The sequence below is a fragment of the Pseudonocardia benzenivorans CB1190 genome, from assembly GCF_000196675.2.
GTDB lineage: Bacteria > Actinomycetota > Actinomycetes > Mycobacteriales > Pseudonocardiaceae > Pseudonocardia > Pseudonocardia benzenivorans.
Window position 1 is genome coordinate 1,482,794 of record NC_015312.1, and the last position, 25,988, is coordinate 1,508,781.

General features: G+C 71.3%; 27 protein-coding genes. 13 read left to right on the forward strand and 14 right to left on the reverse strand.

The features are described from left to right. Nucleotides 1-124: 124 nt before the first annotated feature. Nucleotides 125-1,288: a 4-hydroxyphenylpyruvate dioxygenase gene (gene hppD, locus PSED_RS07175; RefSeq protein ID WP_013673585.1), complete on the forward strand. Its 1,164-nt coding sequence runs from the start codon at nt 125-127 to the stop codon at nt 1,286-1,288. A 428-nt stretch (nt 1,289-1,716) separates the two neighbouring features. Here the strand turns inward: hppD and PSED_RS07180 are convergent, their stop codons facing one another. The 3 genes from PSED_RS07180 to PSED_RS07190 all read right to left on the reverse strand — a co-directional run bounded on the left by PSED_RS07180 (nt 1,717) and on the right by PSED_RS07190 (nt 5,325). Further along, complete coding sequence (locus tag PSED_RS07180) at nt 1,717-3,354, reverse strand: ABC transporter substrate-binding protein (RefSeq protein ID WP_013673586.1); 1,638 nt, start codon at nt 3,352-3,354, stop codon at nt 1,717-1,719. An 86-nt stretch (nt 3,355-3,440) separates the two neighbouring features. Continuing rightward, nucleotides 3,441-3,974 carry a VOC family protein gene (locus PSED_RS07185; RefSeq protein WP_013673587.1) on the reverse strand — a complete coding sequence of 178 codons (534 nt, stop codon included), beginning with the start codon at nt 3,972-3,974 and terminating at the stop codon, nt 3,441-3,443. Between the two features lie 4 nt (nt 3,975-3,978). After that, nucleotides 3,979-5,325 carry a Rieske 2Fe-2S domain-containing protein gene (locus PSED_RS07190; RefSeq protein WP_013673588.1) on the reverse strand — a complete coding sequence of 449 codons (1,347 nt, stop codon included), beginning with the start codon at nt 5,323-5,325 and terminating at the stop codon, nt 3,979-3,981. Between the two features lie 219 nt (nt 5,326-5,544). On the opposite strand from PSED_RS07190, the gene PSED_RS07195 reads away from it, so the two are divergent. Next, nucleotides 5,545-6,480 carry a LysR family transcriptional regulator gene (locus PSED_RS07195; protein WP_013673589.1) on the forward strand — a complete coding sequence of 312 codons (936 nt, stop codon included), beginning with the start codon at nt 5,545-5,547 and terminating at the stop codon, nt 6,478-6,480. A gap of 51 nt (nt 6,481-6,531) precedes the next feature. Here the strand turns inward: PSED_RS07195 and PSED_RS07200 are convergent, their stop codons facing one another. From PSED_RS07200 to PSED_RS07210, 3 genes are all read right to left on the reverse strand, one after another. Then, nucleotides 6,532-8,169, reverse strand: coding sequence for an ABC transporter substrate-binding protein (locus PSED_RS07200; protein WP_013673590.1), 1,638 nt, complete (start codon nt 8,167-8,169; stop codon nt 6,532-6,534). Between the two features lie 368 nt (nt 8,170-8,537). Next, entirely contained in the window at nt 8,538-9,416 is an 879-nt protein-coding gene (locus PSED_RS07205; RefSeq protein ID WP_013673591.1) for a phosphoribulokinase, read from the reverse strand. Between the two features lie 13 nt (nt 9,417-9,429). After that, the gene (locus tag PSED_RS07210; RefSeq protein ID WP_013673592.1) at nt 9,430-10,503 is read right to left on the reverse strand and encodes a class 1 fructose-bisphosphatase; all 1,074 of its coding nucleotides are present in this window, start codon (nt 10,501-10,503) and stop codon (nt 9,430-9,432) included. A gap of 233 nt (nt 10,504-10,736) precedes the next feature. On the opposite strand from PSED_RS07210, the gene PSED_RS07215 reads away from it, so the two are divergent. Then, nucleotides 10,737-11,993 carry an amidase gene (locus PSED_RS07215; protein ID WP_013673593.1) on the forward strand — a complete coding sequence of 419 codons (1,257 nt, stop codon included), beginning with the start codon at nt 10,737-10,739 and terminating at the stop codon, nt 11,991-11,993. Between the two features lie 77 nt (nt 11,994-12,070). Here PSED_RS07215 and PSED_RS07220 read toward each other — a convergent pair whose 3' ends face one another. From PSED_RS07220 to PSED_RS07235, 4 genes are all read right to left on the reverse strand, one after another. Continuing rightward, a complete protein-coding gene (locus PSED_RS07220) occupies nt 12,071-12,718 on the reverse strand; it encodes an acetate uptake transporter family protein (RefSeq protein ID WP_013673594.1) in 648 nt (215 codons plus the stop codon). 190 nt (nt 12,719-12,908) lie between these two features. Beyond that, nucleotides 12,909-13,334 (reverse strand): Fur family transcriptional regulator, encoded by a 426-nt coding sequence (locus tag PSED_RS07225; RefSeq protein ID WP_013673595.1) that lies wholly within the window; start codon nt 13,332-13,334, stop codon nt 12,909-12,911. Then, on the reverse strand, nt 13,307-13,747 hold the full coding sequence (locus PSED_RS07230; protein WP_013673596.1) for a Dps family protein: 441 nt from the start codon (nt 13,745-13,747) through the stop codon (nt 13,307-13,309). The genes PSED_RS07225 and PSED_RS07230 overlap by 28 nt, the downstream gene beginning before the upstream one ends. Nucleotides 13,748-13,856: 109 nt before the next feature. After that, the gene (locus PSED_RS07235) at nt 13,857-14,471 is read right to left on the reverse strand and encodes a TetR/AcrR family transcriptional regulator (protein ID WP_013673597.1); all 615 of its coding nucleotides are present in this window, start codon (nt 14,469-14,471) and stop codon (nt 13,857-13,859) included. Between the two features lie 73 nt (nt 14,472-14,544). On the opposite strand from PSED_RS07235, the gene PSED_RS07240 reads away from it, so the two are divergent. Together PSED_RS07240 and PSED_RS07245 are read left to right on the forward strand one after the other, a co-directional pair. Further along, nucleotides 14,545-15,792, forward strand: a complete 1,248-nt coding sequence (locus tag PSED_RS07240) for an MFS transporter (protein WP_013673598.1) — start codon at nt 14,545-14,547, stop codon at nt 15,790-15,792. A gap of 22 nt (nt 15,793-15,814) precedes the next feature. Then, the gene (locus tag PSED_RS07245) at nt 15,815-16,078 is read left to right on the forward strand and encodes a DUF167 domain-containing protein (protein WP_233899338.1); all 264 of its coding nucleotides are present in this window, start codon (nt 15,815-15,817) and stop codon (nt 16,076-16,078) included. An 18-nt stretch (nt 16,079-16,096) separates the two neighbouring features. Here PSED_RS07245 and PSED_RS07250 read toward each other — a convergent pair whose 3' ends face one another. The 3 genes from PSED_RS07250 to PSED_RS07260 all read right to left on the reverse strand — a co-directional run bounded on the left by PSED_RS07250 (nt 16,097) and on the right by PSED_RS07260 (nt 18,344). After that, the gene (locus PSED_RS07250) at nt 16,097-16,891 is read right to left on the reverse strand and encodes an isocitrate lyase/PEP mutase family protein (protein ID WP_013673600.1); all 795 of its coding nucleotides are present in this window, start codon (nt 16,889-16,891) and stop codon (nt 16,097-16,099) included. A 134-nt stretch (nt 16,892-17,025) separates the two neighbouring features. After that, the gene (locus tag PSED_RS07255) at nt 17,026-17,559 is read right to left on the reverse strand and encodes a hypothetical protein (RefSeq protein ID WP_013673601.1); all 534 of its coding nucleotides are present in this window, start codon (nt 17,557-17,559) and stop codon (nt 17,026-17,028) included. Then, a complete protein-coding gene (locus PSED_RS07260; protein WP_013673602.1) occupies nt 17,556-18,344 on the reverse strand; it encodes a hypothetical protein in 789 nt (262 codons plus the stop codon). Before PSED_RS07260 ends, PSED_RS07255 begins: the two co-directional genes overlap by 4 nt. Nucleotides 18,345-18,644: 300 nt before the next feature. On the opposite strand from PSED_RS07260, the gene PSED_RS07265 reads away from it, so the two are divergent. Genes PSED_RS07265 through PSED_RS07275 form a run of 3 tightly spaced genes read left to right on the forward strand, consistent with a single transcriptional unit; the run spans nt 18,645 to nt 20,829 of the window. Further along, nucleotides 18,645-19,505 carry a heavy metal-binding domain-containing protein gene (locus PSED_RS07265; RefSeq protein ID WP_013673603.1) on the forward strand — a complete coding sequence of 287 codons (861 nt, stop codon included), beginning with the start codon at nt 18,645-18,647 and terminating at the stop codon, nt 19,503-19,505. A 41-nt stretch (nt 19,506-19,546) separates the two neighbouring features. Next, nucleotides 19,547-20,380: a heavy metal-binding domain-containing protein gene (locus PSED_RS07270; protein ID WP_013673604.1), complete on the forward strand. Its 834-nt coding sequence runs from the start codon at nt 19,547-19,549 to the stop codon at nt 20,378-20,380. A gap of 50 nt (nt 20,381-20,430) precedes the next feature. After that, nucleotides 20,431-20,829, forward strand: coding sequence for a hypothetical protein (locus PSED_RS07275; protein WP_013673605.1), 399 nt, complete (start codon nt 20,431-20,433; stop codon nt 20,827-20,829). A 12-nt stretch (nt 20,830-20,841) separates the two neighbouring features. Here the strand turns inward: PSED_RS07275 and PSED_RS07280 are convergent, their stop codons facing one another. After that, the gene (locus tag PSED_RS07280) at nt 20,842-21,807 is read right to left on the reverse strand and encodes an AraC family transcriptional regulator (RefSeq protein WP_013673606.1); all 966 of its coding nucleotides are present in this window, start codon (nt 21,805-21,807) and stop codon (nt 20,842-20,844) included. A 393-nt stretch (nt 21,808-22,200) separates the two neighbouring features. On the opposite strand from PSED_RS07280, the gene PSED_RS07285 reads away from it, so the two are divergent. The 5 genes from PSED_RS07285 to PSED_RS07305 are packed head-to-tail and all read left to right on the forward strand — an operon-like array spanning nt 22,201 to nt 25,987. Continuing rightward, nucleotides 22,201-23,223, forward strand: a complete 1,023-nt coding sequence (locus tag PSED_RS07285; RefSeq protein ID WP_013673607.1) for a DJ-1/PfpI family protein — start codon at nt 22,201-22,203, stop codon at nt 23,221-23,223. A gap of 1 nt (nt 23,224) precedes the next feature. Continuing rightward, the gene (locus PSED_RS07290) at nt 23,225-23,656 is read left to right on the forward strand and encodes an ester cyclase (protein WP_013673608.1); all 432 of its coding nucleotides are present in this window, start codon (nt 23,225-23,227) and stop codon (nt 23,654-23,656) included. A 12-nt stretch (nt 23,657-23,668) separates the two neighbouring features. Further along, the gene (locus PSED_RS07295; RefSeq protein ID WP_013673609.1) at nt 23,669-24,169 is read left to right on the forward strand and encodes a nuclear transport factor 2 family protein; all 501 of its coding nucleotides are present in this window, start codon (nt 23,669-23,671) and stop codon (nt 24,167-24,169) included. Nucleotides 24,170-24,185: 16 nt separating this feature from the next. Then, complete coding sequence (locus PSED_RS07300; RefSeq protein ID WP_013673610.1) at nt 24,186-25,712, forward strand: ferritin family protein; 1,527 nt, start codon at nt 24,186-24,188, stop codon at nt 25,710-25,712. Further along, nucleotides 25,709-25,987, forward strand: a complete 279-nt coding sequence (locus tag PSED_RS07305) for a toluene-4-monooxygenase system B family protein (RefSeq protein ID WP_013673611.1) — start codon at nt 25,709-25,711, stop codon at nt 25,985-25,987. The genes PSED_RS07300 and PSED_RS07305 overlap by 4 nt, the downstream gene beginning before the upstream one ends. Nucleotide 25,988: the final 1 nt, after the last annotated feature.

Consider the following 25,988-nt stretch of genomic DNA (forward strand, 5'->3'; position numbering starts at 1 on the left):
GCGGACTGTACAGCTCACGACGGCATGAGTTGCCTGATCAGTACAGCCGGATCAGCCGCGGGTGCGTCGGTTGCGTGGCTGCCGTGACTGCGCTGTCCTCTGCACACCCGCGCCAGGAGGTGTCATGAGCATCGACCACGACCTCGACCCGGCACAGCTGCGGCGCCTGCTCGGCCTCGTCGAGCACGACACCGACGCCGATCCGTTCCCCGTCACCGGCTGGGACGCGGTGGTGTGGGTCGTCGGCAACGCGGCACAGACCGCGCTGTTCCACCGGCTCGTCCTCGGCATGGACCTCGTCGCCTACTCCGGGCCCGAGACCGGCAACCCCGACCACCACGCCTACGTGCTGCGCGCCGGTGAGGTGCGGTTCGTCGTCACCGGTGGGGTGGCGCCGACGAGCCCGCTGCACGACCGGCACCGCCGCCACGGCGACGGCGTCGCCGACATCGCGCTGGAGGTCCCCGACGTCGACCGCTGCATCGCCCACGCACGCGCGGCCGGTGCGACGGTGCTCGTCGAACCGCACGACGTCGCCGACGCGCACGGCACCGTGCGCACCGCCGCGATCGCCGCCTACGGCGACACCCGGCACACCCTCGTCGACCGCTCCCGCTACACCGGCCCCTACCTGCCGGGCTACGTCGCGCAGGACGCCCCCGCGCTCGGCCGGCCGGTGTTCCAGGCGCTCGACCACGTGGTCGGCAACGTCGAGCTCGGCCGGATGGACGAGTGGGTCGCGTTCTACACCCGCGTCATGGGCTTCACGAACATGGCCGAGTTCGTCGGCGCCGACATCGCGACCGAGTACTCCGCGCTGATGAGCAAGGTCGTGGCCAGCGGCGACCGGCGGGTGAAGTTCCCGCTCAACGAGCCCGCGCGGGGCCGCAGGCGCTCGCAGATCGACGAGTACCTCGACTTCCACGGCGGGCCGGGTGTGCAGCACCTCGCGCTGGCCACCGACGACATCCTCGCGACGGTGGACGGCCTGCGCGCCAAGGGGATCGAGTTCCTGCCGACGCCTGCGTCGTACTACGAGGACCCGGCCCTGCGGGCCCGGATCGGTGAGGTCCGAGTCCCGGTCGACGAGCTCGCCGCCCGCGGCATCCTCGTCGACCGCGACGAGGACGGGTACCTCCTGCAGATCTTCACCGCCCCGATCGGCGACCGGCCCACGGTGTTCTTCGAGTTCATCGAGCGGCACGGCTCGCTGGGCTTCGGCAAGGGAAACTTCAAGGCGCTCTTCGAGGCGATCGAGCGCGAGCAGGCCCGCCGCGGCAACTTCTAGCCGTCCGCGGTCCCCTGTGAGTGAGCGGCATCGTCGAGCCAGCGGTGCGGCACCCGCCGCTGGGTCCCGGCGCGCTCACGATGTACGAGGCGGCGCTCGCCGAGCTCGACCCCCTTGGGCTCCGCGCCGCGGCCCGGATGGGGTTCGTGAACACCGTGCTCGGGCACGTCCTCGGCTCGGGGCTCGCGCTGCTCGAGGAACGGTCGATGCGGGCGAGGGCGGGCCTGCCGTCCGATCGGGACCTCGACCGGCGGTTTCCCCCTACCTCGCCCGCATCGCCGCGGCCGGCGACCACCCCCATTCCACTGCATGGGCCGCCGACCCGGACCGCCTCGGCGCACCGCCGCAGACGTTCGAGGCGATCCTCGACTGGCTCCTCGACGGGCTGGAGACCCTGTCGTGAGTGGCGACCATCGCCACTCACGGGGTCAGCGGTCGAGCCACGTCGTCGCGTAGAACATGTCCCGCGACAGGTAGCGGTCGATGCCCTTGACGTCCTTCTTCGTGATCGTCGCCAGATAGGCCCGGCTGATCCACACGACCGCGAGGTCCTTGTTCACCTGGTCCTCGACCTGCTGGTAGTCCTTCGTGCGCTGCGCGTCGTCGCCGGTGACGGCCGCGTCGGCCAGCCACGTGTCGACGTCGGGGTTCGAGTACCGGCCGAAGTTCCCGCTCCCTCCGGTCCCGACGATGCGCTGCACGCCCGGGAACGGGTTGTCCAGCGGCGCGACGGTGGTGCTGAGCTGGAAGTCGCCGCTCTGCACGACGGCCGAGGAGTACTGCGCCAGGTCGTAGGTCTGGACGGTCACCGTGATCCCGATCGCGGCCATCTGCGCCTGCACGAACTCCGCGAACGGCTGCCGGCTGGTCGTCGTCTTGAACGTGAAGTCCGGGTTCCCGCCCTCCGCCCGGTAGGCGTCGACCAGTTGCTTGGCCCTGCCCGGGTCGTAGGCCGGCCACTCGCCCGACGCGCCCTGGGTGTGGAACGGGCTGCTCGTGTCGAACAGGCTGTTGGCCGTGGTGAGCCGGTTGTTGTACTGGCTCGCCGACAACGCCTTCATGTCCATCGCCCGGATGACCGCCTCGCGCATGCCGCGGTCGTCGAACGGGGCCTTCGTGAAGTTGAAGAACAGGTACTCACCGGAGTTGCCCGGGCCGTAATAGACCTGCAGCTGCGGGTTGTCCAGCCCGCGGACGATCTCCTGGTTGTAGGCCGCGAACGCGAGGTCGATGTCGCCGTTCTGCGTCGAGGCCGTCCGGGTGTCGGTGTCGGGCAACGGACGGAACTCCAGTCCGTCGAGGTAGGGCATCCCCTGCTGCCAGTAGTGCGGGTTGCGCGCCAACGTCATCTTGGAGTCGCGGACCCAGCTGGTCAGCGTGAACGGACCCGCGCCGACGGGGTGCGTGCCGATGTCCTTGCCGTACTTCTGCAGCGCCGCCGGCGAGATGATCATCCCGAGGGTGCCGCTGAAGCCGCTCTGGGCGAAGACGATCGGGAACGACGCCAGCGGCGAGCGCAGCGTGAACCGCACCGTCAGCGGGTCGACGGCGGTCATCGAGGCGATCATCGCGGCGTACTGGTGGGCGGGCGAGGTCGCCTTGTCGATGTGGCGCTGGGTGTTGACCACGACCGCGTTCGCGTCGAAGGCCGTGCCGTCGGAGAACGTGACGCCCGGCGTCAGCGTCATCGTCCACGTCGTGCCGCCGTCGGACGTGGTCATGCTCCTCGCGATGAACGGCTCGATCTTGCCGTCGGGGGAGAGCTTCAGCAGCGAGTCGAACACGGCGTTCTGCGCCATGTTCGTGTTCTGCACCGTCGGGTCGAAGGTGACGGCCTCGCGGTCGGCGCCCAGGATCAGCGTGCCGCCGTGCTTCGGTGTGCCCTCCTCGGCAAGGTTCCCGCCGTAGGGGTCGATCGCCTTGATCGGCCCCGACCCGCCGGCCGATCCACCCCCGGCCGACCCGCAGCCGGTGACGACGAGCAGCACCGCCGCCACGGCGGCCACCACCCCCGCCCGCCGTGCCCGTCGCCGGCCCGCTGTTCGCAGGCCTGTTCGCTGCTGCATCGCCCACCCACTCCTCGTCGAGTCCGGCAGTGACACCCGGGGAGGTTCTCCGAAGCCCAAGGGGCCGCCGGGCACGGCCCGGTCGGTCAGGCGCCGCTCCCCGCGATCGCCGGGGCCGAGACGCCGACGCCGCCGCGCGTCGTCGCGCCGTAGCGGGCGATCTCGGCCGGCAGGTCGAGCGGGACCCCGCGCCGGGTCCGTGCCTCGTACGCGGCGTCGTCGAGCCGGTCGGCCGGGACGAGCCACGCGACCTCGAACTCGATCCCGTCGGGGTCGCGCGCGTAGATGCTCTTCGTCGTGCCGTGGTCGGTGGCCCCGACCAGCGCGCCCGCCCCGGCGAGGACCTCGGCGAGCTCCGCGAGCTCACCGAGCGTCCGCAGCTCCCACCCCAGGTGGTAGAGCCCGACCGTGGTGGTGCCCGCCGACGAGTCGTGCGCGCCGTCGCCGATGGCGAACAGCCCGATGTCGTGGTCGTTCGTCGAGTCGGGGGCCTGCATGAAGGCCGCCCGGCCGGGTCGTTCCATGACGACCCGGAAGCCGAGCAGATCCCGGTAGAACGCCACGCTGCGGTCCACGTCCCGGACGTAGAGGACGGCGTGGTTGAGCCGGTTGATTCCCACGCCGTCAGTCGCCCGCGACCGGGAGGTGTCGCAGCGAGTCGAGCGCCTCACGGACGGCCGGGTCGTCGTCGGTGCCGAGGTAGCGCCAGTCCTCGCCCTCCTCGAGGATCTTGTCGGCCGCACGGATCGTCGTGAAGTCGTGTCCGGGACCGGCCAGCGCGGGTGGCGGCGTGCCGTCGGCCTCGAGCGCCCTCGCCGCGCCGAGCAGGATGCGGCGCATCCGGATGACGGCCTTGTCGAGCTGGCCGAGCTGCTCGCTGCTGCGGTCGTAGATCTTGCCCATCGACTCGGTGACCATCAGGTCCTGGCTGACGAAGTCGGCCACGCCGCTGAAGGTCTCGGTGCGCTGGACGTCGCGGTCGAGCTTGTAGTCGTTGTCGGCGGTGTACTCGCGCGGGGTGATGCCCCCGACCCGGCGGGTGAACGGCGTCTCGAACGGGCTGAAGTCGTGCAGCGGCGCGCCGCCGTGGCCCTGCGGGTTCGCCTGGACCTGGGCGTCGAAGTTGTAGCGCCAGCAGCTGTGGTCGTCGATCGGGACGACCATGAGGTGGCGGGTGTTGTACGGGATCGCGGCGATGATCGTCGAGTACGGCGCGATGTACTCCGTGATGCGCACGTTGGTGTGGCCGTTGGGCGTGGTCCGCAGGCCTCCGTAGCGGAAGCCGTACCAGGTGTTCTCGACCTCGATGCGCGGCGCCTGGTCGTGGGTCCAGAACTTCCACGTCGCCTTGTTCGACGGGTAGCCCGGCTTGTCGGTGCCGTCGTCGGAGAACTCACCCGCGGCGAAGAACCCGTGCAGCCAGGAGATGTGGGCGGTGTCGAGGTTGCCCTCCATCGTCTGGATCCAGTTGCAGTCCGCGTAGAGCTTGGTGGCCAGCGTCTTCTCGGCCGGTAGCGTCTCGGTGCCGAAGTCGCGGAACGGGGTCATGGTGTCGGCCGGGCCCATGTAGGTCCACACGATCCCGCCCGACTCGTGGACCGGGTAGGCCTTCGCGCGCACGCGGTCCTTGAACGAGCTCTCCGGCGGCTCGCTGGGCATGTCGACGCAACGGCCGTCCGCGTCGAACTTCCAGCCGTGGTACGGGCAGCGCAGCCCGCACTCCTCGTTGCGGCCGAAGAACAGCGAGGCACCACGGTGCGGGCAGTTCTCCTGGATGAGGCCGACCTTGCCGGTGGTGTCCCGGAACGCCACCAGCTTCTCGCCGAGCAGCGTCACCCGCAGCGGTGGGCAGTCGGGCTCCGGCAGTTCCTCGCTGAGCGCGGCGGGGGTCCAGTAGCGGCGCAGCACCTCGCCCATCGGGGTCCCCGGCCCGACCCGGCACAGGGTCTCGTTGTCCGCGTGCGACAGCATCGTCGGCCCTCCTCGTCACGAACCCGGGCACAGCCGTGCTCCGGGCACGACGGTGTTGGTCCCGGAGTGGGTGATCACTGATGAACGGCGGGAGAGTCCGCCGGATCACGTGATCGACGTTATCCGAGCGGTTCACGGCACGGAAACAACGTCTTCGTCTAGCCCGCCATAAGCACGGCGAATACCGTCGGCCCGTTCGCGCCGTGGTGTGATGGGCCGGTGACGTCCTCGTCGTCGAGGCTCGCGCGCCTCGATCTCAACCTGCTGGTGGTGCTGCGCGAGCTGCTGCGCGAGCGCAACGTGACCCGGGCCGCGGCGCGCGTCGGGGTCTCGCAGCCGGCGGCGAGCGCGGCGCTGGGCCGCCTGCGCCGGCACTTCGACGACGAGCTGCTCGTCCGCCGCGGCGCGGGCTACGAGCTGTCCGCGCTGGCCCACCAGCTCGTCGACCAGGTCGAGACGGTGTGCGACGGCATCGACCGGCTGCTGTCGACGGGCGCCGACTTCGATCCGGCGACGTCGCACCACGAGTTCACGATCGTCATGTCCGACTACGCGATCGCCGTGATGGGGGAGCGGCTCGCCGCCGAGGCGCACGCCAGGGCACCGCACGTGCGGCTCAACGTCGTGCTCGTCCGCGAGGCGCTGGCGGCCGGTATCGACCGCACGATCCGGGCCGTCGACGCCGTCGTCTCCTCGGCGACAGGACGGTTCCGGCAGCCGGAGATCCGCTCGACGCTGCTGTTCCGCGACCGCTGGGTGGTGGTCGTCGGCCGCGACACCGTCGTCGGCGACCCGCTCACCCTGCACGACCTGCGCGACGCCACCTGGGTCGTGCCGTACCACCGGGACTCGGAGTTCCCGTCCGTGGTGCCGGTGAGCGGACAGCTCGCCGCCCTCGGACTGCGCCCGACGGTGACGGTGCGCGTCGACAGCTACGTGGCGGTGCCGTTCCTGGTGGCATCGTCCGGGCACGTCGCGCTGATGCAGGAGACGATGGCCCGGACCATGCAGGAGCGGCTCGGTCTGCGGATCCTCGATCCGCCCGCCCCGTTGGAGCCGTTCGTCGAGCGACTGTGGTGGCACGAGCGGCTGACGACCGACCCGGCCCATCGCTGGTTCCGCCGGATCGTCGAACGCGCCGCCCGCGCCCTCTGAAGGCTCGTGAGTGGCGATGGTCGCCATGACGACCATCGCCACTCACGGGGACTACGACTTCCAGGTACCGCCCCAGAACAGCTCACTGGACAGGTACCGCGACACGCCCTTGACGTTCGGGCGCGCGATGGCGGCCTTGGCTGCCTGGGACAGCCAGACCACCGGCAGGTCCTGGGTGATCAGCTCCTGCGCCTTCTTGTACGCGGCGATCTGGGTGGCCGGGTCGGTCGAGGCGGCCGCCTCGTCGAGGGCCGCGTCGACCTGCGGGTTCGAGTACTTCCCGTAGTTGTTGATGCCGCCCGTGTGGAACTGGTTGGTCATGAACGGGAACGGGTTCTCGTAGGGCCCGCTGATCCAGGTCGCCGTGCCGAACTGGGTGCCCTGGATGATCGGGCCGATGAACGTCGAGATGTCGTCGAACTGCAGCTTGACGTTCACGCCGATGGCCGCCCACTGCGCCTGCAGGAACTGGCCGAGCTGGTGGTCGTCGGGGGAGTTGCCCGTGTTGTAGGTGAAGTCGGGATTCCCGCCGCCGGCCTTGTAGGCGTCGATCAGCTGCTTCGCCTTCGCCGGGTCGTACTTCGGGTAGGCGTCCGCGGCGGCCTGGCTGAAGTACTGCGAGTCCGGGGCGAACGGGGTGGTCGTCAGCAGGCCGACGTTGTTGTACTGCGTCGCGTTGAGCGCCTTCGGGTCGATCGCCATGATCAGCGCCTGGCGCACGCTCTTGTCGTCGAAGGGCTTCTTGGTCAGGTTGTAGTAGAGGTACTGGCCGTCGCCGCCCGGGCCGTAGTAGGTCACCAGGTCCTTGTTCATCGACGCCTGGCGCAGCTCGCTGAAGAAGCCGCCGATGTCGAGGTCGACGTCACCGTTCTGGACCGACGCGTAGCGCGCGTCCGTGTCGGAGATGGGCCGGAACTGGATGGCGTCGAGGTAGGGCTTGCCCTTGTCCCAGTAGTTGTCGAACTTCTTGACGTCGATCTTGTTGTTCGGGATCCAGTCGACGAACTGGAACGGACCGGCGCCGACGGGGTTGCGGCCGTAGTCGGCGCCCTCCTTCTGCACGGCCGTCGGCGAGGCGATGCTGCCGAGGTTGCCGGAGCTGAAGGGCAGCGCGAACGACGTCGGGAACGTCGCCGTCGGCCGCTTCAGCACGAAGGTGATCGTCAGCGGGTCGGTCGCGGTCATCGTCTGGATCGGCTCGGTGTAGAGCTTGCCGAGCGCGGCCGGGGTGTCCATCTGCCGCTTGACGTTGAAGATCACGGCGTCGGCGTTGAACGGCGTGCCGTCCTGGAAGGTGACGCCGGGCCGGAGCTTCATGACCCAGGTCTTGCCCCCGTCGGGGGTGTCCATCGACTGCGCGAGGTAGGGCTGGGGGTTGCCCTTGCTGTCCATCTTCAGCAGCGAGTCGTAGACCGCCGACGCCATCAGGTTCGAGCCGATCACGGGGTCGAACGACCGGGCCTCGGTGTACATGCCGACGATCAGCGTGCCGCCGGGCTTGGGGGTGCCCTCCTCGGCCGGGTCTCCGCCGAACGGTTTCGACGAGTCCAGATGGTCCGGGTTGGCGGCCGCCGACGTGGCGCCCCCGTTGGACCCGCAGGCCGTCCCGACGAGCACGATCGCGGCCAGTGCCGCGATCGCCGCGGCTATCCGCTTGTGTCGGGAGCCCCGTTCGGAGCCTGTTCGCATGGCTCGATCCACCTCTCTCGAAACTGCCCATACGGCGGTGTGCTGGACAGACCCCGGCGGCCGCGGACGGCGCGTCGGGGTCACGACAGAGGCAGATTCACGGCGTGCGGAGGCGCCCGACGTGCCCGTGCCGGGAGATACTGCAGCGGTGCCGGCGTGCCGCCAGAGGGGGTGACGGCGCGTGGTCCCCGGAACCGCGCGGGGAAGCATAGCGGGTTGACAAGATTGTTAACAATAATGGACGCAAAAAGTCCGGAGTCGGGATCCCGGGCGTCGGCACAGGGACCGCAGACGCCGACCGCCCCGCCCGGGAGCCGGGCGGGGCGATCGTGACGTGACGACGCGCGCAGGAGCGCAGGAGTGTCGGGTCAGCTCGCGAGTTGGGTGCGGCGCTCCATGAGCCGCCAGACCATCGGGGTGAAGATCAGCTGCATGGCGAGGTCGAACTTCCCCCCGGGGCAGACGATCGTGTTCGCCCGGGACATGAACGAGTCGTGCAGCATTGACAGCAGGTAGGAGAAGTCGATCCCGCGGGGGTCGGCGAAGCGGATGATCAGCATCGACTCGTCTGCCGTCGGGATCGTGCGGGCGATGAACGGGTTCGACGTGTCGACCATGGGGACCCGCTGGAAGTTCACGTGCGTGCGCGAGAACTGAGGACAGATGTGGTTCACGTAGTCCGGCATCCGGCGCAGGATCGTGTCGGTGACGGCCTCGGTGGAGTACCCACGCTGGGTCTTGTCCCGGTGCAGCTTCTGGATCCACTCGAGGTTGATCACCGGCACGACGCCGATCAGCAGGTCCGGGTGCTGTGCGACGTCGACCTTGTCGGTGACGACCGCGCCGTGCAGCCCCTCGTAGAAGAGCAGGTCGGAGTCGCCGGGCAGGTCCGCCCACGGCGTGAAGGTGCCCGGCGGCTGGTCGAACGGCGCCGCCTCCTCCTCGTCGTGCAGGTACTTGCGGACCTTTCCGCGGCCGGTCTCGCCGTAGGTGCGGAACAGCTCCTCCAGCTCCTCGAAGAGGTTCGACTCGGGGCCGAAGTGGCTGAAGCTGTGGTCGCCGCGGGCGTGCGCGTCCGCCATGCGGACCTTCATCTCCGCCCGGTCGAACCGGTGGAAGCTGTCGCCCTCGACCGCGGCCGCGTTGATGTGCTCCCGCCGGAAGATCTGCTGGAAGGCCCGCATGACCGAGGTCGTGCCGGCGCCCGAGGCACCGGTGACCGCGATGATCGGATGCTTGGTCGACATGCCCGTCTCCGTCTCAGTTCGCGGCGCGGAACAGGCCGCGCGTGCCGTACAGCGGGGTGTCGACCCCGCTGTCGACGTTCTCGACGTGGTACTTCGCGATGCGCTCGACCTCCTCGACGGCGCCGAAGACGAGCGGGATGCGCTGGTGCAGGGCGGTCGGGGTGACGTCGAGGATGCGTTCGCGGCCGGTGTGGGCCGCGCCGCCCGCCTGCTCGACGACGAACGCGACCGGGTTGGCCTCGTAGAGCAGCCGCAGCCGGCCGGGCCTGGCCGGGTCCTTGGCGTCGCGCGGGTAGAGGAAGACGCCGCCGCGGGTGAGGATCCGGTGCGTCTCGGCCACCAGCGAGGCCACCCACCGCATGTTGAAGTCCTTGCCGCGGGGCCCGGACCTGCCCGCCAGGCACTCGTCGACGTAGCGGCGCACCGCGGGCTCCCAGAACCGCCGGTTCGACGCGTTGATCGCGAACTCCTGCGTCGTCTCCGGGATGCGGATGGCCTCGCGGGTGAGGATGAACTCGCCGAGCCGGGGGTCGAGGGTGAACCCGTGCGTGCCGCGGCCGGTCGTCAGCACGAGCATCGTCGACGGGCCGTAGATGGCGTAGCCCGCCGCGACCTGCGTGCTGCCCGGCTGCAGGAACGCCTCCGGACCGGGCGTCTCGCCCGTGCCCTCGGGCGCCCGCAGGATCGAGAAGATGCTCCCGACCGAGACGTTGACGTCGATGTTCGACGAGCCGTCCAACGGGTCGAAGACCAGCAGGTACTTGCCCCGCGGGTACTCCGCGGGGATCCCGTAGGGGTCGTCGAGCTCCTCGGAGGCCATGCCGGCGACCTGGCCGCCCCACTCGGTGGCGCGCAGGAAGATGTCGTTGGCCAGCACGTCGAGCTTCTGCTGCGTCTCGCCCTGGACGTTCACGGTGCCCTCGGCGCCGAGCACGCCCTCCAGCGCGCCGTGCGCCACCCGGCCCGCGATGGCCTTGCAGGCGATCGCGACATCGAGGATCAGCGAGTTGAGGTCACCGACGGCGCCGGGGTGTCGGCGCCGCTCGGCGTCGAGGAACCGGGCGAGCGTAGTGCGGTCGGCGAGCATGGCGTTTCTCCCCGCAGCCGGGCGAACAGGACGTCAGGGCCCGGCCGGGGGCACCCGCGCCCCGGCCGGGTCCGCGTTCCGAGCGTGCCGTGCGCCGTGCCACGGCCCATCCCCCCGCCAGGTGGGCGCCCGGGGGTGAATGTCGCACTGAGGCGAGACCGGCGCCGGGCGGTCGGCGCGTGCGGGCCCGTGCGCAACGGACCCGCACGCGCGCGGGCGTAGGGTCGGCAGCCGTGACCGCCTCGCTGACCCAGACGGCCCGTGACCTCGCAAGCGGATCGACGACCGCGACCCGGCTGGTCGAGGAGGCACTCGAACGGCTCGCCGCCACCGAACCGGACGTCCACGCGTGGGTGACGGTCGCCGCCGACACCGCTCGCGAGCAGGCCCGGGCCCTCGACGCCGGACCGCACCGGGGCCCGCTGCACGGGGTGCCGTTCGGGGTGAAGGACATCATCGACGTCGCGGGCCTGCCGACGGAGTGCGCCTCGCCGCTGCGCGCGGGTGCGGTCGCGGCGGCCGACGCCTGGGTCGTGCAGCGGCTGCGGGCGGCCGGTGCCGTCGTCCTCGGCAAGACCGTGACGACGGAGTTCGCCTACTTCGAGCCCGGACCGACGCGCAACCCGCGCGACCTCTCGCGCACGCCGGGCGGCTCGTCGAGCGGGTCGGCGGCGGCCGTCGCGGCGGGCGTCGTCCCGCTCGCGCTGGGCACGCAGACGGCGGGGTCGGTGATCCGGCCCGCCGCGTTCTGCGGCGTCGCGTCGTACGTGCCCCCGGTCGGGGCGCTGTCCTACGCGGGCGTGCACCCCATGTGCCCGTCGCTGGACACCGTCGGTTTCTTCGCACCGGCCGTCGCCGACCTCGCGCTCGTGCGGACGGCGGTCGACGGGCGGGCCGACGTCCCCGTCGCCCGGACCGACGCCCCGACGCTGCTGCTCCTGCGCGGCGACGAGCTGGGTCCGGTCGAGCCGGAGATGGCGGCGGCGCTGGAGTCGGCCGCGACCGCGCTGACGGCCGCGGGTGCGCGCCTCACCGAGCTCACGACGCCGCTCTCCCCGCTCATCGACGACCATCTGACGGTCATGGAGCACGAGGCGGCCATCTCGATGCGCGAGGACCTCACCGCGCATCCCGACGAGCTGAGCGACATCCTGCGCACGATGCTGGAGAAGGGAACGACGGTCGGCGGCGCCGCGCACGACGCCGCGCTCGCCCGGGCGGCCGCGCAGCGCGACCTGCTGCTGGGGCTGCTCGGCGACGCCGACGCGATCCTGCTGCCGGCTGCGCCCGGACCGGCCCCGGTGGGCCTCGGCGCGACCGGGAACCCCGCGATGTCACGGCCGTTCCAGCTCATGAACATGCCCGCCGTCGCTGTGCCGGGGCTCGCGACGACGGGCGGGTTGCCGCTGGGTGTCCAGCTCGTCGGGCATCCTCGGCGGGAGGACGACCTGCTGGCGACGGCGGCGTGGGTGGAGGCCCGGCTCGGCTGAGCCCGGCCCGCCCTCCGAGGAGGGTGGTCACGGGTGCGGGCCCCGGATCACGGGACCCGCACCCGGGCACGGGGGTGTTACTTGACGACGGGCGCGCCCATGGGGAGCGCGCGTCCGCCCAGTTCCTGGTTCATGGCGTCGTAGAAGATGTAGACGCCGATCAGGCAGAAGACGAACACGGCGATGCCGCCGCCGGTGAGCATCGCGGTGGAGCCGCCGAGCACGCCGGCGAGCACGAGCGCGACCGCGATGTCGACGACGACGAACAGCAGGGTGAAGGCGAGCGGCAGACGCATCGTCGCGAGCGTGACGACGACGAGCACCACCAGCCACGAGATCAGGAACGTGGCCTGGACGGCCTGGACCTGGGTCGCGGCGGCCGTGGCGTCGGAGGAGACCCCGAACCAGCCGTTGACCAGGCCCATCACCAGGAAGCCGAAGCTCATCCAGAAGACGCCGAACATCCCGAAGATGCCGGCGACGGCGCTCTGACCGATCCGGGCGGCCCACAGACCCGAGGCCAGCACCCCGATCCCGGATGCGAAGAAGACGGCCGCGATGAGGCCGCCCGGCAGGGCCGTCGGCAGGTAGCCGACGAGCCAGAGTCCGAGGGTGATCGAGCCGACCAGGAAGGTCGGCAGGGCGAGCAGGGACGGGTTGCCGGCCGGCGGTGCGGCCGCGGGTGCTTCGACGGCGGCGGCCTGCGCCTCGTTCTCGACTGTCATGACCAAGCTCCTCGTTGAGTTCGGTACTGCAGACTGGACGAACCTGGCAGCGAGCCACGGTGGGGACACCCTGGTCGCGGTACCTCCTGGTCGGGCGGATGGGTCGGGAGTACAGGTCCGACCGGTCGAATGGTGACCGCTCCGAAGGCTGCCGGATGTCTCGAACTGAGACGGTGACCGAGTCGTGACCTCAGGAGTGGGTCAGGCAGTCGGCGCAGGTCCCGCGAAAGATGACCTGGGCCTCGTCGACGACGCCGATGTCGCCGGAGGGGGTGAGGCACGGTTTCCCGGCGGCGCACGGCACGTCGGTCACGCGGTGGCAGACCTTGCACACGAAGTGGTGGTGCCACTCGCCCGCGACCTCGTAGAGAACGGCGCCGGGGCCGGCGTCCGCGGTGAGCGCCAGTCCCGCCCCGACCAGCGAGGCCAGGACGTTGTAGACGCTCGACCGCGGGATCCGCCGGCCCCGGGTGGAGAGCAGGTCGTACACCTCGTCGGCGGTGCGGTGGCCACCGAGGTCCTCGAGCGCGCCCAGGACCTCGGTGCGCGGGCCGGTGGCCCGCAGTCCGCCGTCGCGGAGTCTCCTGCTCAGGCCTGCTGCGCGTCGAACATCCACCGCTGCTTCTCCAGTCCCGCGACGATGCCGATGAGCAGGTCCTGGGTGACCGGGTCGAGCTCGTCGAGCGTGTCGATGCGCCGGCGCATGCGCTCGACGACGGTCCCGAGCACCGCCACGACGTGCGCGACGACCTCGGTGTCGGCGACGCGGCCGCCGACGACGTCGGCCAGCGGGCTCTCCTTGGCGACGGTCCCCACCCGTCCGTCGGGCGCGTAGCCCAGTGCGACGGCACGCTCGGCGACGGCGTCGGCCGCGGCACGCACCTCGTCGGTCAGCCCGTCGAGCTGCTCGTGCAGGGGCAGGAAATGCCGGCCGGTGACGTTCCAGTGCAGCTGCTTGGCCTGCAGCGACAGGTCGGTGAGCTCCACCAGCGTGTCCTGCAGGTCGGTTCCGATCCGTTCGACGTCCACGAGATCCTCCTCGACGCGTCAGTTCTTTTCTGGACAGGTTCCAGTTTAGCCGTTTATTGGAACCAGTCCAGAAAAGCGGCTGTGGCCTCGCTCTCGTGGGACGGCGCGGTCAGGCCGGCCGGGGCAGCAGCGTGTCGACGAGGCTGCGGGCCCAGTCCGGGGTGCCGGGCGCGGGCGTGAACAGCGCCCGGTAGTAGACCGGCGCGAGCAGCGCGTCGAGCGCCCGCTCGACCGTCGGCGCCGCGCCGCCCCGCGAGCGTTCGCGGTCGAGCATCGAGGCGAGCTGCTCCTGGCGCTCGGTCGTGCAGGCGCACCCGCCCTCGGTGCCGCTGCTCAGCGCCGCCCGGATGATCGCGATCGAGTCGGGGTCGGTCAGGTCGGTCGCGAGGTCGGCCGTCCACTGCTCCAGGTCGCCGCGCAGCGACCCGGTGTCCGGCACGACGAGGTCGCCGCTGAAGCGGCTCGCCGCGACGGCGGCGAGCAGCTCGCCGAGGGTCCCCCAGCGCCGGTAGACCGTCGTCGGGTGGACGCCTGCACGCGCGGCGATCGCGGGCATCGTGAGGTGCTCGGCCGGGCCTTCCGTCAGCAGCTCCGCGACGGCGCGGTGCACGGCGGCGCGGACCCGGGCCGACCGCCCGCCGGGCCGCGGCCGCGGGACCGTCCCGGCGTCGGGGTCGTCGGTGGCACGGGCGTGCGGTGTGGTCCCCGTCCTGGTCTCGCTCACGAGGGCATTATTGCAGCGATCGTTGCGTTCGGGTTACCGTCCTAACGCAACGAACTTTGCAACCGGGAGAACGATGTCCTCCATCGACGTTTCCGTCGGGCCGCCCGCGACGACGGCTCGGCTGTCGCAGGCCGGGACGTTCGCGGTCGTGGCCGCGCTCGTGGTCCTGTTCATGGCGGCCGCAGGCGCGCCCACCCCCCTCTACGTCGTCTACCAGAAGAACTGGGGCTTCTCGGCGACGACGCTCACCATCGTGTTCGCCGTCTACGTCGCGGGGCTGCTCGCATCGTTGCTGGTCGTCGGCGGGCTCTCCGACCACGTCGGCCGCCGTCCGGTGCTCGCCGCGGCCATCGCGCTCGAGGCCACGTCGTTCGTGCTGTTCCTCGTCGCGGGCGGCGTGCCGATGCTGCTCGTGGCGCGGGTCCTGCAGGGGCTCGCGACCGGCGCCGCGATCACGACGCTCTCGGCGGCACTCGTCGACAGCGTCCCGGCGCACCGGCCCGGACGCGCCGGCGTCGTCAACAGCGTCGCGCCGGTGAGCGGTCTGGCCGTCGGCGCCCTGGGTGCCGGCGCGCTCGTCGAGTACGCGCCCGCGCCGACGCACCTCGTCTACGCGGTGTTCCTGGCCCTGTTCGTGCTCGGCGGCATCGCGGTGGCGGCCATGCCGGAGACCTCGGCCCGGCGGTCCGGCGCCGTCGGCTCGTTGCGCCCGGCGCTCGCCGTGCCCGCCCGGATCCGCATCGAGGTCCTCGCGCTCGTGCCGATCCTGCTGGCCAGCTGGTCGCTGGGCGGGCTGTTCTTCTCGCTCGGCCCCTCGGTGGCCGCCGACGTCCTCGGCCTGCACAACCACCTCGTCGGCGGGCTCGTCGTCGGGCTGCTGTGCGTGCCGGGGGCACTGACGTCGCTGCTGCTGCGCAGCTGGCCGGTCGAGCGGCTCGTCGTCGTCGCCGCGCTGCTGCTCGCCGTCGGGACGGCGTCGGCCGTCGTCGGCGTCGACGCGGGGCCGGCCGTCCTGGGCGTGGTGGGCACCGTCGTCGCGGGCATCGGCTTCGGCGCGGCCGCACTGGGGACCTTCGGCACCTATGCGCGGATCGCCGCCCCGCATGAGCGCGGGGCCCTTTTCGCCGTCGCCTACACCATCTCCTACCTGGCCTTCAGCGTGCCGGCCGTGGCCGCCGGCCTCGCGACGACCGCCGTCGGGCTGCGGCCGACGACCGTCGGCTACGGCATCGTCGTCGTCGCGCTGGGGATCGTCGCGCTGGTGGCGCAGTGGCTGGTCGCCGCCCGGCGACGCGCGGCGGCCCGGCCCGCGCTCTCGTGAGCGCCGGGCCCAGAATGTGGGCGTGACGACGTTGAGGCTGACGATCCGCGTCCGGCCGGGGGCATCGCGGACCTCGGTCGGCGGGGCGTACGCCGACGCGCTCGTCGTGCGGGTCAACGAACGCGCCGTCGACGGCGCCGCCACCGCGGCGGCGCTGCGGGCGGTCGCCGGTGCCTTCGGGGTGCCGCGCGGCGCGGTGCGGCTCGTCAGCGGTGCCACCTCGCGCACCAAGATCCTCGACGTCGAGGGCGGCGACCCGGAGCGGCTGCGCGAGCTGCTCGGCTGAGCGCGGCCGGGCGGCCCCTCAGTCGAACGCCCGGGCGGCGGCGGCCCGGCCGGCGTCCGCCCCGGCGAAGAACGACGTGTCGCCCGCGAGCAGCGCGGTCCCGGCGGCGACCAGGGCGCCGGCCGCCGCGTAGAAGAACGTGCCGCCGACCGAGATCCGGGCGACGCCGGCGTCGGCCAGCTCGGCCACCAACGGCCCGCCGTCGCGCAGCAGGACGTTCACCGGCCGGTCGACGTTGCGCACCACGGTCTCGACGTCGGCGGTCCGGGCCAGGCCCGGCGCGTAGAGGACGTCCGCGCCCGCGTCCTGGTAGGCCTGCAGCCGGGCGATCGTGTCGGCGAGGTCGTCGACGCCGTGCAGGAGGTTCTCGCACCGGGCGGTGAGCACGAGCGCCGCGCCGTCGCGGTGGGCCGCCTCGGCCGCGGCCGCGACCCGCTCGACCGCGGCATCGCGTGCGTAGATCGGGTCCGCGTCGTCGCCGGTGTAGTCCTCGATCGAGGCGCCCGCGAGTCCCGCGCCGCGGGCGGCCACGATCGTCGCGGCCACCTCGTCGGCGGAGTGGCCGAACCCGTTCTCCAGGTCGGCGGAGACGGGCAGCGGCGTCGCGGCGACGACGGCGGCCGCGTGGGCGATCGCCTCGTCGCGGGTGACGCGTCCGTCGCGGCGGCCGAGCGTCCCGGCGAAGCCGCTGCTCGTCGTCGCGAGGGCCTGGAATCCGAGCGACGCGAGCAGGCGGGCGGATCCGGCGTCCCAGGGGTTGGGGATCAGCAGCGGGGTGTCGCCGTGGTGCAGGTCCAGGAACGCGGAGGCCATGCGGCCCACGCTATCCCGCCGGTGCCGACCACGAGTTCCTCGTCCGGTGCCGCGGGTCCGTGGCCGGCTGCGGACGTCGCGGATGCGGGAGGGCCGGGCGGTGGTCCGCCCGGCCCTCCTCGGATGTCCTGCCGTCAGTGCTGCGCGTTGACCAGTTCGAGTCCGTTCGCGGCCTCCAGGACCGTGGAACCGGGCGTCGGGTTGATCGACGACTGCCCGTTCGGGAGGGTGATCACGGTCTTGCCGTTGGGGGTGCCGTCGTCGTACCAGGCCAGGGTCGCGGTGAAGTCGCCCTGCTCACCGGTGTTCTGGTCGATGACGCGGAACGTGAGCGTGCCCTGCGTGGCCGTCTTGCCGGCGACGTTCAGGGCGAACGGGATGTTCAGGTCGTCGGCGACCAGGACCTGACCGACCTTCGGCACGCCGGCCCAGGTGTTGTCGGCGTTCGTCGGGTCGGAGATGCCGGTGAGGACGAGCTGGTAGTGGGTGCTGGCGTCGGACACGAGGTAGGTGACGTTCTGCCGGGCCCCGACCTGCGAGGCGACGGCGGCCCGGGACACGGCGGCGGGGGTGTCGGTGGGGGTGGCGGCGGAGGCGACGCCGGCGCCGAGGCCGCCGAGGGCGGCGGCGGTCAGGACGACGGCGACGGACTTGGTCACGATGTTCATGGCGGGCTCCTTGGTCTGTGTTGTCGGGGCATCGGTCTCGGTGTGGGGCCGGTGTCCGTCGGGGGCGTTTCCCTGACCCGAGAAGCGTCTCTCCGGGCGGGGTCGCGGACCGTCGGGCGAGTGGTCGGTGCGGGGGTCGAGGTCGGGCTCCACCGATCGGCGGACGTGCCGGCCGGCCCGACGGAGCCGACGGCGAAAGGGCCGGACGGAGATCCGTCCGGCCCTTTTCGTGTGCGTGGGTGGTGGTCAGGCGTCGACGACGGACAGGTAGTTGGGGCCGAGGTTGATCTTGACGTCCGACGGCGGGTTGAGGGGTTGGCGCCGACCCAGGTGCTCGGTCCGGTCTTGACGATCTGCGCGCCCAGCTTGCTGCCGTTGTCGAGCCAGGCGACGGTGGCGTCGAAGTAGCCGACCTTCCCGGTGTTCTTGTCCACGAGGTAGAAGTGCAGTGTGCCCTGCTCGGCGGTCTTGCCGGTGGTGTTCAGGTCGACGTTTGCGCTGCCGCCGGCCGGGCTGAGCAGCTCGCCCGCGGGCGGCCGGCCCTCCCAGGTCGCGTTGGTGTTGTCGGGGTCGGACGTGCCGAGGAGCTCCAGGATGTAGTGGCTGGTGCCGTTCACGAACTGGAACTCGGACTGCGTGTCGCCGAGCTTCTGCTGGCCGACGGCGGCCTGGGACACGGCGGCGGGGGTGTCGGTGGGGGTGGCGGCGGAGGCGACGCCGGCGCCGAGGCCGCCGAGGGCGGCGGCGGTCAGGACGACGGCGACGGACTTGGTCACGATGTTCATGGCGGGCTCCTTGGTCTGTGTTGTCGGGGCATCGGTCTCGGTGTGGGGCCGGTGTCCGTCGGGGGCGTTTCCCTGACCCGAGAAGCGTCTCTCCGGGCGGGGTCGCGGACCGTCGGGCGGACGGCCGGTGCGGGGGCCGACGCCGGGCACCGTCGATCGGTGGACGACGGCGTGGTCCGACCCGCGGTGCAGCCGGTCCGGTGCGGATTTCCGGGCATCGGGGACGAGGCCGGGCGAACCGCGCCGTGACGTGGGGCGATCCACCCCATCGGGCACACGGTCACGGCTACTGTCGGGCGTGTGTCCGAGTGGGACGGGCAGGGGCTGCCGCCGGTCGCCGCCGAACGCGTGCGCCGCGCCGCGGCAGGCGGGGCGTGGACGTCGCTGCTCACGGCACCGGCCGCCGCTGCGCTCGAGGTCGCCGGGTTCGACCCCGTCGGCGAGGTCATGGGCAGCATGGTGCAGCGCATGGGCTGGCAGGGTTACCGCGGCTGCGGCGGGTACGGCTGGGGCGGGGTACCGACGACGATCACGTCGTCGGACGGCAACCGCTTCTCCGGGTTCGCGCCCTACGTGCAGGCGCTCTACACCGGCCACGGCACGGCGATCGGCCGGCTGGTCGCCGAGGCCGCGGCGATCGGCGCGGACGGGGTCGTCGGCGTGCGGCTCGCACAGGAGCCGATGTTCGGCAACGCCCACGAGTTCACGGCGATCGGGACCGCGGTCCGCGCCCGGTCCCGCACCCGCCCCGGTCGGATCTTCACGACGGTACTGCCGGCCCCGGACGTCACCGCGCTGCTGCAGGCCGGGTGGGTGCCCGTGCAGATCGTCTACGGCATCTCCGTCGCGCTGCGTCACGACGACTGGGCCACCCGCTCCCAGGCGTCGTGGGGTGCGGGGAACGTCGAGGTCAGCGGGTACACCGACCTGATCGGCACCACCCGTGCCGACGCGCGGCGGCTGCTGCGCGACGCCGTCCGCCGCACCGGTGCCGACGGCGCGGTCCTCGACGACATGACGCTGTCGGTGTGGTCGGTCGAGCCGGCGGAGAACCATCGCGACCACGTCGCCGAGGCGACCGTCTTCGGCACCGCACTCGGCCGCTTCCACGCCGGGGCGGCGGCGCCCACCCGGACACTCACCTACCTGCCGCTGCGCTGACCAGCGCCGAGCAGGTCCGCAGCACCGATCTGGAGGACCGCGTGACCGCCGACCCGACCGAGCTGGGCATCCCCGAGGACGCCATGCGGCGGCTCGCCGAGATGCGCCCCGGGCAGGCGACGAGCCTGTTCACCTCGGACCTCTCGGTCAACGAGTTCCTGCTGGTCCGCGAGGCCGGTTTCCGCCCGTTGGGGCTGGTGCTCGGGTCGAGCATCTACCACGTCGGCTTCCAGATGGGCCGGTGGAACAGGAACCAGGAGCTGACGGTGCTCTCCCAGGCGATGTACCACGCCCGGGAGCTGGCGATGACCCGCATGGAGGCCGAGGCCGACCAGCTCGGCGCGGACGGCATCGTCGGCGTCCGGCTGGACATCGAGTTCAAGGAGTTCGGCTCCGACCTCGCGGAGTTCATCGCCGTCGGCACCGCGGTGAAGGCCGACGCGCCCACGACGCCGGACGGCTACGGCTGGCGGAACAACCGGAACCAGCCGTTCACCTCCGACCTGTCGGGCCAGGACTTCTGGACGCTCGTGCAGGCCGGGTACGCGCCGCTGGGCATGGTGATGGGGTCGTGCGTGTACCACGTCGCCCACCAGCGGTTCTGGCAGGCGATGGGCAACATCGGGCAGAACGTCGAGCTCCCGCAGTTCACCGAGGCGCTCTACGACGCCCGCGAGCTCGCGATGAGCCGCATGCAGGCCGAGGCCGAGCAGCTGCACGCCGAGGGCATCGTCGGGGTGCAGCTGCGCTCGCACGGACACCGCTGGGGCGGCCACACGACGGAGTTCTTCGCGATCGGCACCGCCGTGCGGCCGCTGCGTGCCGACCACACGATCGCCACCCCGCAACTCGTGCTCCCGCTGACGGACCGGTAGAACCTGTGTCCGTGACGGAACCGGGCGGGGGACCGAGCGGGCTCGGCCCGATGGGCGACGTTCAGCTGCTCGCGGCGATGCTGCGCAGTGACCGCGCCGACGTGGCGTCCTACGCGCGGTTGCTCGCGGGCGCGCTGGCCGGTGCGCTGCCCGCCGGCATGGTCGAGGTCGAGCACCGGCGCGGGCTGACCGACCGGATGGCCGGGCGCGAAGGACGTCCCGTCGCGGTGCTGGTCCACGGCCAGGACCGCGACCTCGAGCTGCGCGAAGGTGCCCGCGGCGCGGTGGAGGGCGAGATCCGGCAGGTCGTGCGTGGGGTGGTGATCAGCCGCCGGGCCGTCGGGGTGGACCTGTGGCTGGAGGCGCTTGCCGTCGACCTCACCCGCATCGCGGCCCGCGACGCCGCCGCGCGGGAGGCGCTGGGCCGGTTGCTGCGGCCCGGGCCGTAGGCCGGCGTCGCCTCACTCCGGCGACGTCGAGCGCGTGATGTTGAACGCGACGCTGTTGCGTTGCGACTCGGCATAGGCCCGCGGCGTGACCCCGAAGTGTCGTTTGAACTCGTTGATGAAGTGGGACAGGCTCGTGTACCCGACGCGGCGCGACGTCTCGCTGGCGGTCAGGTGCTCCTCGACGAGCAGGACGCGCGCGCGGTCGAGCCGCATCCGCTTGAAGAACTGGTAGGGCGACATGCCCGTGACGTCGCGGAACATGTGGGCGAAGGCCGACGGGCTCATCGACACGTGCTCGGCGAGCTCGGCGACCGTCACGGGCTCGTCGATCCGGGAGTCGAGGTAGCTGATGACGTCGGACACGGGATTGCGGTCGATCTCGGCCGCGGCCGCGGCGATGAGCCGCTCGCACTGCTCGGCCTGCAGAATCCGGTAGACGACCTCCTGCAGGTAGATCGGGGCGAGTACCCGACGGTCGGAGCCGCGCCCGACGGCCTTGACGAACCGCAGCGCGGCACCGAGAAGGTTCTGGTCCAGCGGCGAGACCCGCGCCGGCTCGGGCCGCTCCGGTCCGGCCCCGCGGAACACGGTGGTGGACCGGTCGAGCATGTCGGCGGAGATGCGACGCACGATGGTCGGGTCGATCTGCAGGACCAGCGACAGGAAGGGCTTCTCGACGCTCGCCTCGAGAATCTCCGCCTGGAAGCGCATGGTGCGGTTGAGGATCAGATAGCTGAACGGGTCGTAGTGGTAGGCGGCACCGTCGACGGTGACGCACTTGCGGCCCTGCACGACGATGCACCGCGACAACGAGCTCACGTCGTCCCACTGGGGAGCCGCGGGCTCGACGAACCGGTAGAACGTCAGGCCCGGCCAGTCGCACGGGTTCGGGCCGATCGCGGACGTCCGCTCGGCGAACGTGGCGATGAGGTCTCCCGCGCTGAGCCGTTCCTCGGGAGACAGCTCGAACGTCGTCATCCCTGCCTCCCGCCGTCGGGTTGCTCCGGACAGAGCAAACCATCAGCGGTGGGCGCTGCGCCAGCGGCCTGCGCCGTCCGGGCCCGCAACTCGTCGCGGATCGAGTGTCCGCCGGTACCGACGATTCCGGAATTCGTTGTCCCGCTTCCCCTGCTAAGCGATCGCTTATTGTCGTATTGCGCTCCGCAGTGTCGCCGGACAGCGGCGGATCCCGCCCGTGCGACGCGGTCGTCGCCGGATCGACACAGCTCAACGAGTCCGTCGGTCGTCGGCGGCGAGCATGCAGGATCACGCAGATCCGCCGCAGGAACGCAACTAACGGACCCGGCGCGCGGTCCGTAGGGTTTCGCGTCACCGACACGCTGCCCACCAATGAGGCTCGGGAGCAGGTTCATGTCACCACGATTGTTGTTCCTCGTTTCCAGTGCCCGGGAAATCGTTCTTGCCGACGGCAGGGCGCACGTCACCGGGTACTTCGCCGACGAGGCACTGACCCCCTACCGCAGGTTCGCCGACGCGGGTGTCGAGGTCGTCGTCGCGACCCCGGACGGTCGACCGCCACTCGCCGATCCATATGGGCTCGAGCCGTTCTTCCACTACGTCGACGAGGACCAGGACTTCCTCGGCACGGTCGTCCGTTCGTTCCACCACGACGTCGACGACATCCGGGTCACTCTGCATCACCTGACCGAGCTGGACCTCGCCGCGTCGCGCCGGATCTTCCTCGCCCTCACCGAGGCCGGGCTCCCCGCCGACGAGGCACGCGCCCGGGTCAACCGCGCAGCGAAGATCGCCTGGCAACGGGACCGCCGACTGGGCCCGGTGCTCGTCGAGGAGGGGCTTGCCACGCCGCTCGGTCCCGAGCAGATCGGCGCGCTGGTCGCCGATACCGAGGCGGCCGCGCGAGCCGAGGCTGCCGACATCGCCGCGGCGCTCGCCGAGCTGCCGGGCTTCCGCGCACCTGCCGACCTGTCCGCAATGACCGACGCGGAGCTGGCGGGGTTCGACGCCGTGTTCGTCCCCGGTGGCCACGGCCCGATGGCCGACCTGGCCGACAACCCCGATGTCGGGCGGTTGCTCGGGATCCTCCAGGAGAAACAGGCCACCGTCGCCGCACTCTGTCACGGACCGGCCGCGTTGCTGGCGGCGGGCGGTCGCGAAGACGGGCAATGGCTGTTCGAGGGATACCGGCTGACGTGCTTCACCGACGAGGAGGAGGACCAGACCAGGCCGGGTTCGGTCGGGATGCCCTGGATGGTCGACACCGCTCTCAAGAACTGCGGCGCCGTGCTCGACGACGCGCCGGCGGCCTGGACATCCCACGTCGTCGTCGACCGCAACCTCGTGACCGGCCAGAACCCGATGTCGGCCGATGCTGTCGCCGACGCCGTCCTCAAGTCGTTGGAGGTGCTCTGAGATGGCGGCGGGCGCGGGTGCGGTGGTGGCGGCCTTCCTCTCCGCCGTCGCCGACCACGACCTCGACCGGGCGTTCGCGCTGGTCGCCGACGACGCCGACGTGCGCCTACCGGCCGCCGGGGTGAACGGGGGCGCCGCCGCGGCACGCGGGTTCCTGCACGCCACCCTCACCGCGTTCCCGGACCTCACGGTACGGACCCGGCGCACCGTCGTGGCCCGGGACGGCACCGTCGTCGTCGAGCTGACGATGGAAGGCACCCAGGCGGGGGACTACCTCGGCGTCGTGAACCAGGAGAAGCACCTCGACGTCGACGAGGGCTGGTTGTTCCGGGTGCGCGACGGGCGGATCACTGCGATCCACGGCTACTGGTGCCAGAACCAGGTGTACCGCCGGCTGGCGGTCAGACGCCTCGACCAACCGGCCATCGTCTGAGGGAGCCACGACATGACGCTGGACACGACACCCGATGTGACCGGGTCCGACGCGACGAACGTGACCTCCGGACGGACCCCTGGTGCGGTGGTGACCGCTTTCTTCGACGCCTACCGCCGCCACGACGTCGACGGCATGGTCGATCTCTGCAGCGACAACGCGGAGTTCAGCTACGTCCCGTTCGAGGCGTGGGGCAAGCAGCGGGTGCTGCGCGGTGACGGCAAGGTCCGCACCATCGGCAAGGCGATCTGGGCGGGCCTGATCCACGCCTTCCCCGATCTCACCGTCGACGTGCACGCGATCGCAGAGAGCGCGACGGGCGACGTCGTCGCCGAGGTGACGATCGGCGGCACCCAGGCACTGCCGTGGGGTGCCATCGCCAACCGCGGCCGGCACTACGACGAGCCCCACCTGTTCGTCTTCAGGGTCGCCGACGGGGCCGTCGACGGCATCACGGCCTACTGGGACGGCGCCGGGATCAGCCGCCAGCTCGGCCATCTCGAGGTGGACTGAGCGGAAAGGGACAACAATGACGTTGCTCAAGCGCGAGGAATGGCAGCACCTCGTCCGGGACGTCGACTGGACGTACTCCTACGTCGACGACGAGGCGGTGTACCCGGAATGGCTGTCCGGGACCGGGAAGGTGCCGCGTGCGGCCTGGCGGACCTGGGAGGAGGACTACAAGGTCTCCTATCCCGAGTACGTCTCCACCCAGCGGGAGAAGGAGACCGCCGCGTACGCGGTGAAGGCGGCGCTGCAGCGGTCGAACGCCTTCGACGAGTTGTCCGAGGGCTGGAAGTCCTCGACGAAGATGCACTACGGCGGCGTCGCGCTCGTCGAGTTCGAGGCCGTCCTCGGCGAGCTCAAGATGGCGCGGTTCGGGTTGAACCCGGCGTGGCGCAACATGGCCGCCTTCGGCGCGCTCGACGAGATCCGGCACGCCCAGATCACGATGTTCTTCGGTCACGAGTTCGTCGGGCGTGATCCGCAGTACGACTGGACCCAGAAGATGTTCCACACCAACGACTGGGTCGCCATCTCGCTGCGCTCGCTGTTCGACTCGATGATGGTGACCAACAACGTGGTGGACCTGGCCATCCAGCTGCCGCTCACGTTCGAGACAGGGTTCACGAACCTTCAGTTCGTGGCGCTGTCGGCGGACGCGCTGGAGTCCGGGGACGTGAACTTCGCCAATATGATCAGCTCGATCCAGACCGACGAGGCACGGCACGCTCAGCAGGGCGGCCCGACGCTGGAGATTCTGGTCGAGCACGACCCCGTTCGTGCCCAGTGGGTGATCGACAAGGCGTTCTGGGGGTCGGCCCGTGCGTTCGCGGCGTTGACCGGCCCGGCCATGGACTACTACACCCCCGTCGAGCACCGGAAGCAGTCCTACCGGGAGTTCATGGAGGAATGGATCATCGACCAGTTCATCCGGACGATCGAGGACTACGGGCTGCGCCGGCCCTGGTTCTGGGACGAGTTCATGAAGGGACTCGACACCTGGCACCACGCGCTGCACATGGGCCTGTGGTTCTGGCGGCCGACGATCTGGTGGCGTCCGACCGCCGCGGTGACCAAGGCCGACCGCGAGTGGCTGCAGGAGAAGTACCCCAACTGGGAAGCCGTCTACGGCGACAAGTGGGACGTGATCATCGACGCGGTCAACGCCGGCAACGTCGAGGCGACGCTGCCGGAGACCCTGCCCTGGCTCTGCAGCCTGTGCCACCTGCCCTGCTGCAACGCCACCCTCGGCCGCGACGGCAGATGGCGGGTCCGTGACCACTCGCTCACCCACAACGGGGTCACCTATCACTTCTGCACCAACGGCTGCCGCCAGATCTGGTGGAAGGACAAGGACACCCTCAACAGCCCCACGGTGATCGACCGGTTCCTGGCCGGGGAGATCCAGCCGATGGACGTCGGCGGGATCCTCAACTACATGGGGCTGACCCCGGACGTGATGGGCGACGACCCCGACTACGCCTGGGCGGCCGAGTACCGCGACCGCGTCACGACGACGCCGCTACAGGTGGCGGGAGGTGCGCAGGCGTGAGCGAGTCCGTCACGGACGCCGCCGAGCCTCAGCTCGTCCCGGTGAACGCCATCTTCCACACCGACTTCGTGCAGATCCTCGTGCCCGTGACGACCGCGGACACCATCGCCGAGGTCGCCGAGAAGGTCGCCTACCACGTCGAGGGCCGCCGGGTGCACAAGCAGGACGCGCCCAAGGTCGTCTTCCACGGTGGGCGACGGCTCGACCCGCGGCTCACCGTGGCCGACGCGGGCATCGGACCGCTCGACCACGTCCGCGTCGAGTACGACGTCTGAA

Excerpts from the sequence above, each read along its gene's own strand:
- hppD (WP_013673585.1), top strand. The coding sequence starts at position 125 with ATGAGCATCGACCACGACCTCGACCCGGCACAGCTGCGGCGCCTGCTC.
- PSED_RS07180 (WP_013673586.1), bottom strand. The coding sequence starts at position 3,354 with ATGCAGCAGCGAACAGGCCTGCGAACAGCGGGCCGGCGACGGGCACGG.
- PSED_RS07190 (WP_013673588.1), bottom strand. The coding sequence starts at position 5,325 with ATGCTGTCGCACGCGGACAACGAGACCCTGTGCCGGGTCGGGCCGGGG.
- PSED_RS07200 (WP_013673590.1), bottom strand. The coding sequence starts at position 8,169 with ATGCGAACAGGCTCCGAACGGGGCTCCCGACACAAGCGGATAGCCGCG.
- PSED_RS07205 (WP_013673591.1), bottom strand. The coding sequence starts at position 9,416 with ATGTCGACCAAGCATCCGATCATCGCGGTCACCGGTGCCTCGGGCGCC.
- PSED_RS07210 (WP_013673592.1), bottom strand. The coding sequence starts at position 10,503 with ATGCTCGCCGACCGCACTACGCTCGCCCGGTTCCTCGACGCCGAGCGG.
- PSED_RS07220 (WP_013673594.1), bottom strand. The coding sequence starts at position 12,718 with ATGACAGTCGAGAACGAGGCGCAGGCCGCCGCCGTCGAAGCACCCGCG.
- PSED_RS07240 (WP_013673598.1), top strand. The coding sequence starts at position 14,545 with ATGTCCTCCATCGACGTTTCCGTCGGGCCGCCCGCGACGACGGCTCGG.
- PSED_RS07250 (WP_013673600.1), bottom strand. The coding sequence starts at position 16,891 with ATGGCCTCCGCGTTCCTGGACCTGCACCACGGCGACACCCCGCTGCTG.
- PSED_RS07255 (WP_013673601.1), bottom strand. The coding sequence starts at position 17,559 with ATGAACATCGTGACCAAGTCCGTCGCCGTCGTCCTGACCGCCGCCGCC.
- PSED_RS07260 (WP_013673602.1), bottom strand. The coding sequence starts at position 18,344 with ATGAACATCGTGACCAAGTCCGTCGCCGTCGTCCTGACCGCCGCCGCC.
- PSED_RS07275 (WP_013673605.1), top strand. The coding sequence starts at position 20,431 with ATGGGCGACGTTCAGCTGCTCGCGGCGATGCTGCGCAGTGACCGCGCC.
- PSED_RS07280 (WP_013673606.1), bottom strand. The coding sequence starts at position 21,807 with ATGACGACGTTCGAGCTGTCTCCCGAGGAACGGCTCAGCGCGGGAGAC.
- PSED_RS07285 (WP_013673607.1), top strand. The coding sequence starts at position 22,201 with ATGTCACCACGATTGTTGTTCCTCGTTTCCAGTGCCCGGGAAATCGTT.
- PSED_RS07290 (WP_013673608.1), top strand. The coding sequence starts at position 23,225 with ATGGCGGCGGGCGCGGGTGCGGTGGTGGCGGCCTTCCTCTCCGCCGTC.
- PSED_RS07295 (WP_013673609.1), top strand. The coding sequence starts at position 23,669 with ATGACGCTGGACACGACACCCGATGTGACCGGGTCCGACGCGACGAAC.
- PSED_RS07300 (WP_013673610.1), top strand. The coding sequence starts at position 24,186 with ATGACGTTGCTCAAGCGCGAGGAATGGCAGCACCTCGTCCGGGACGTC.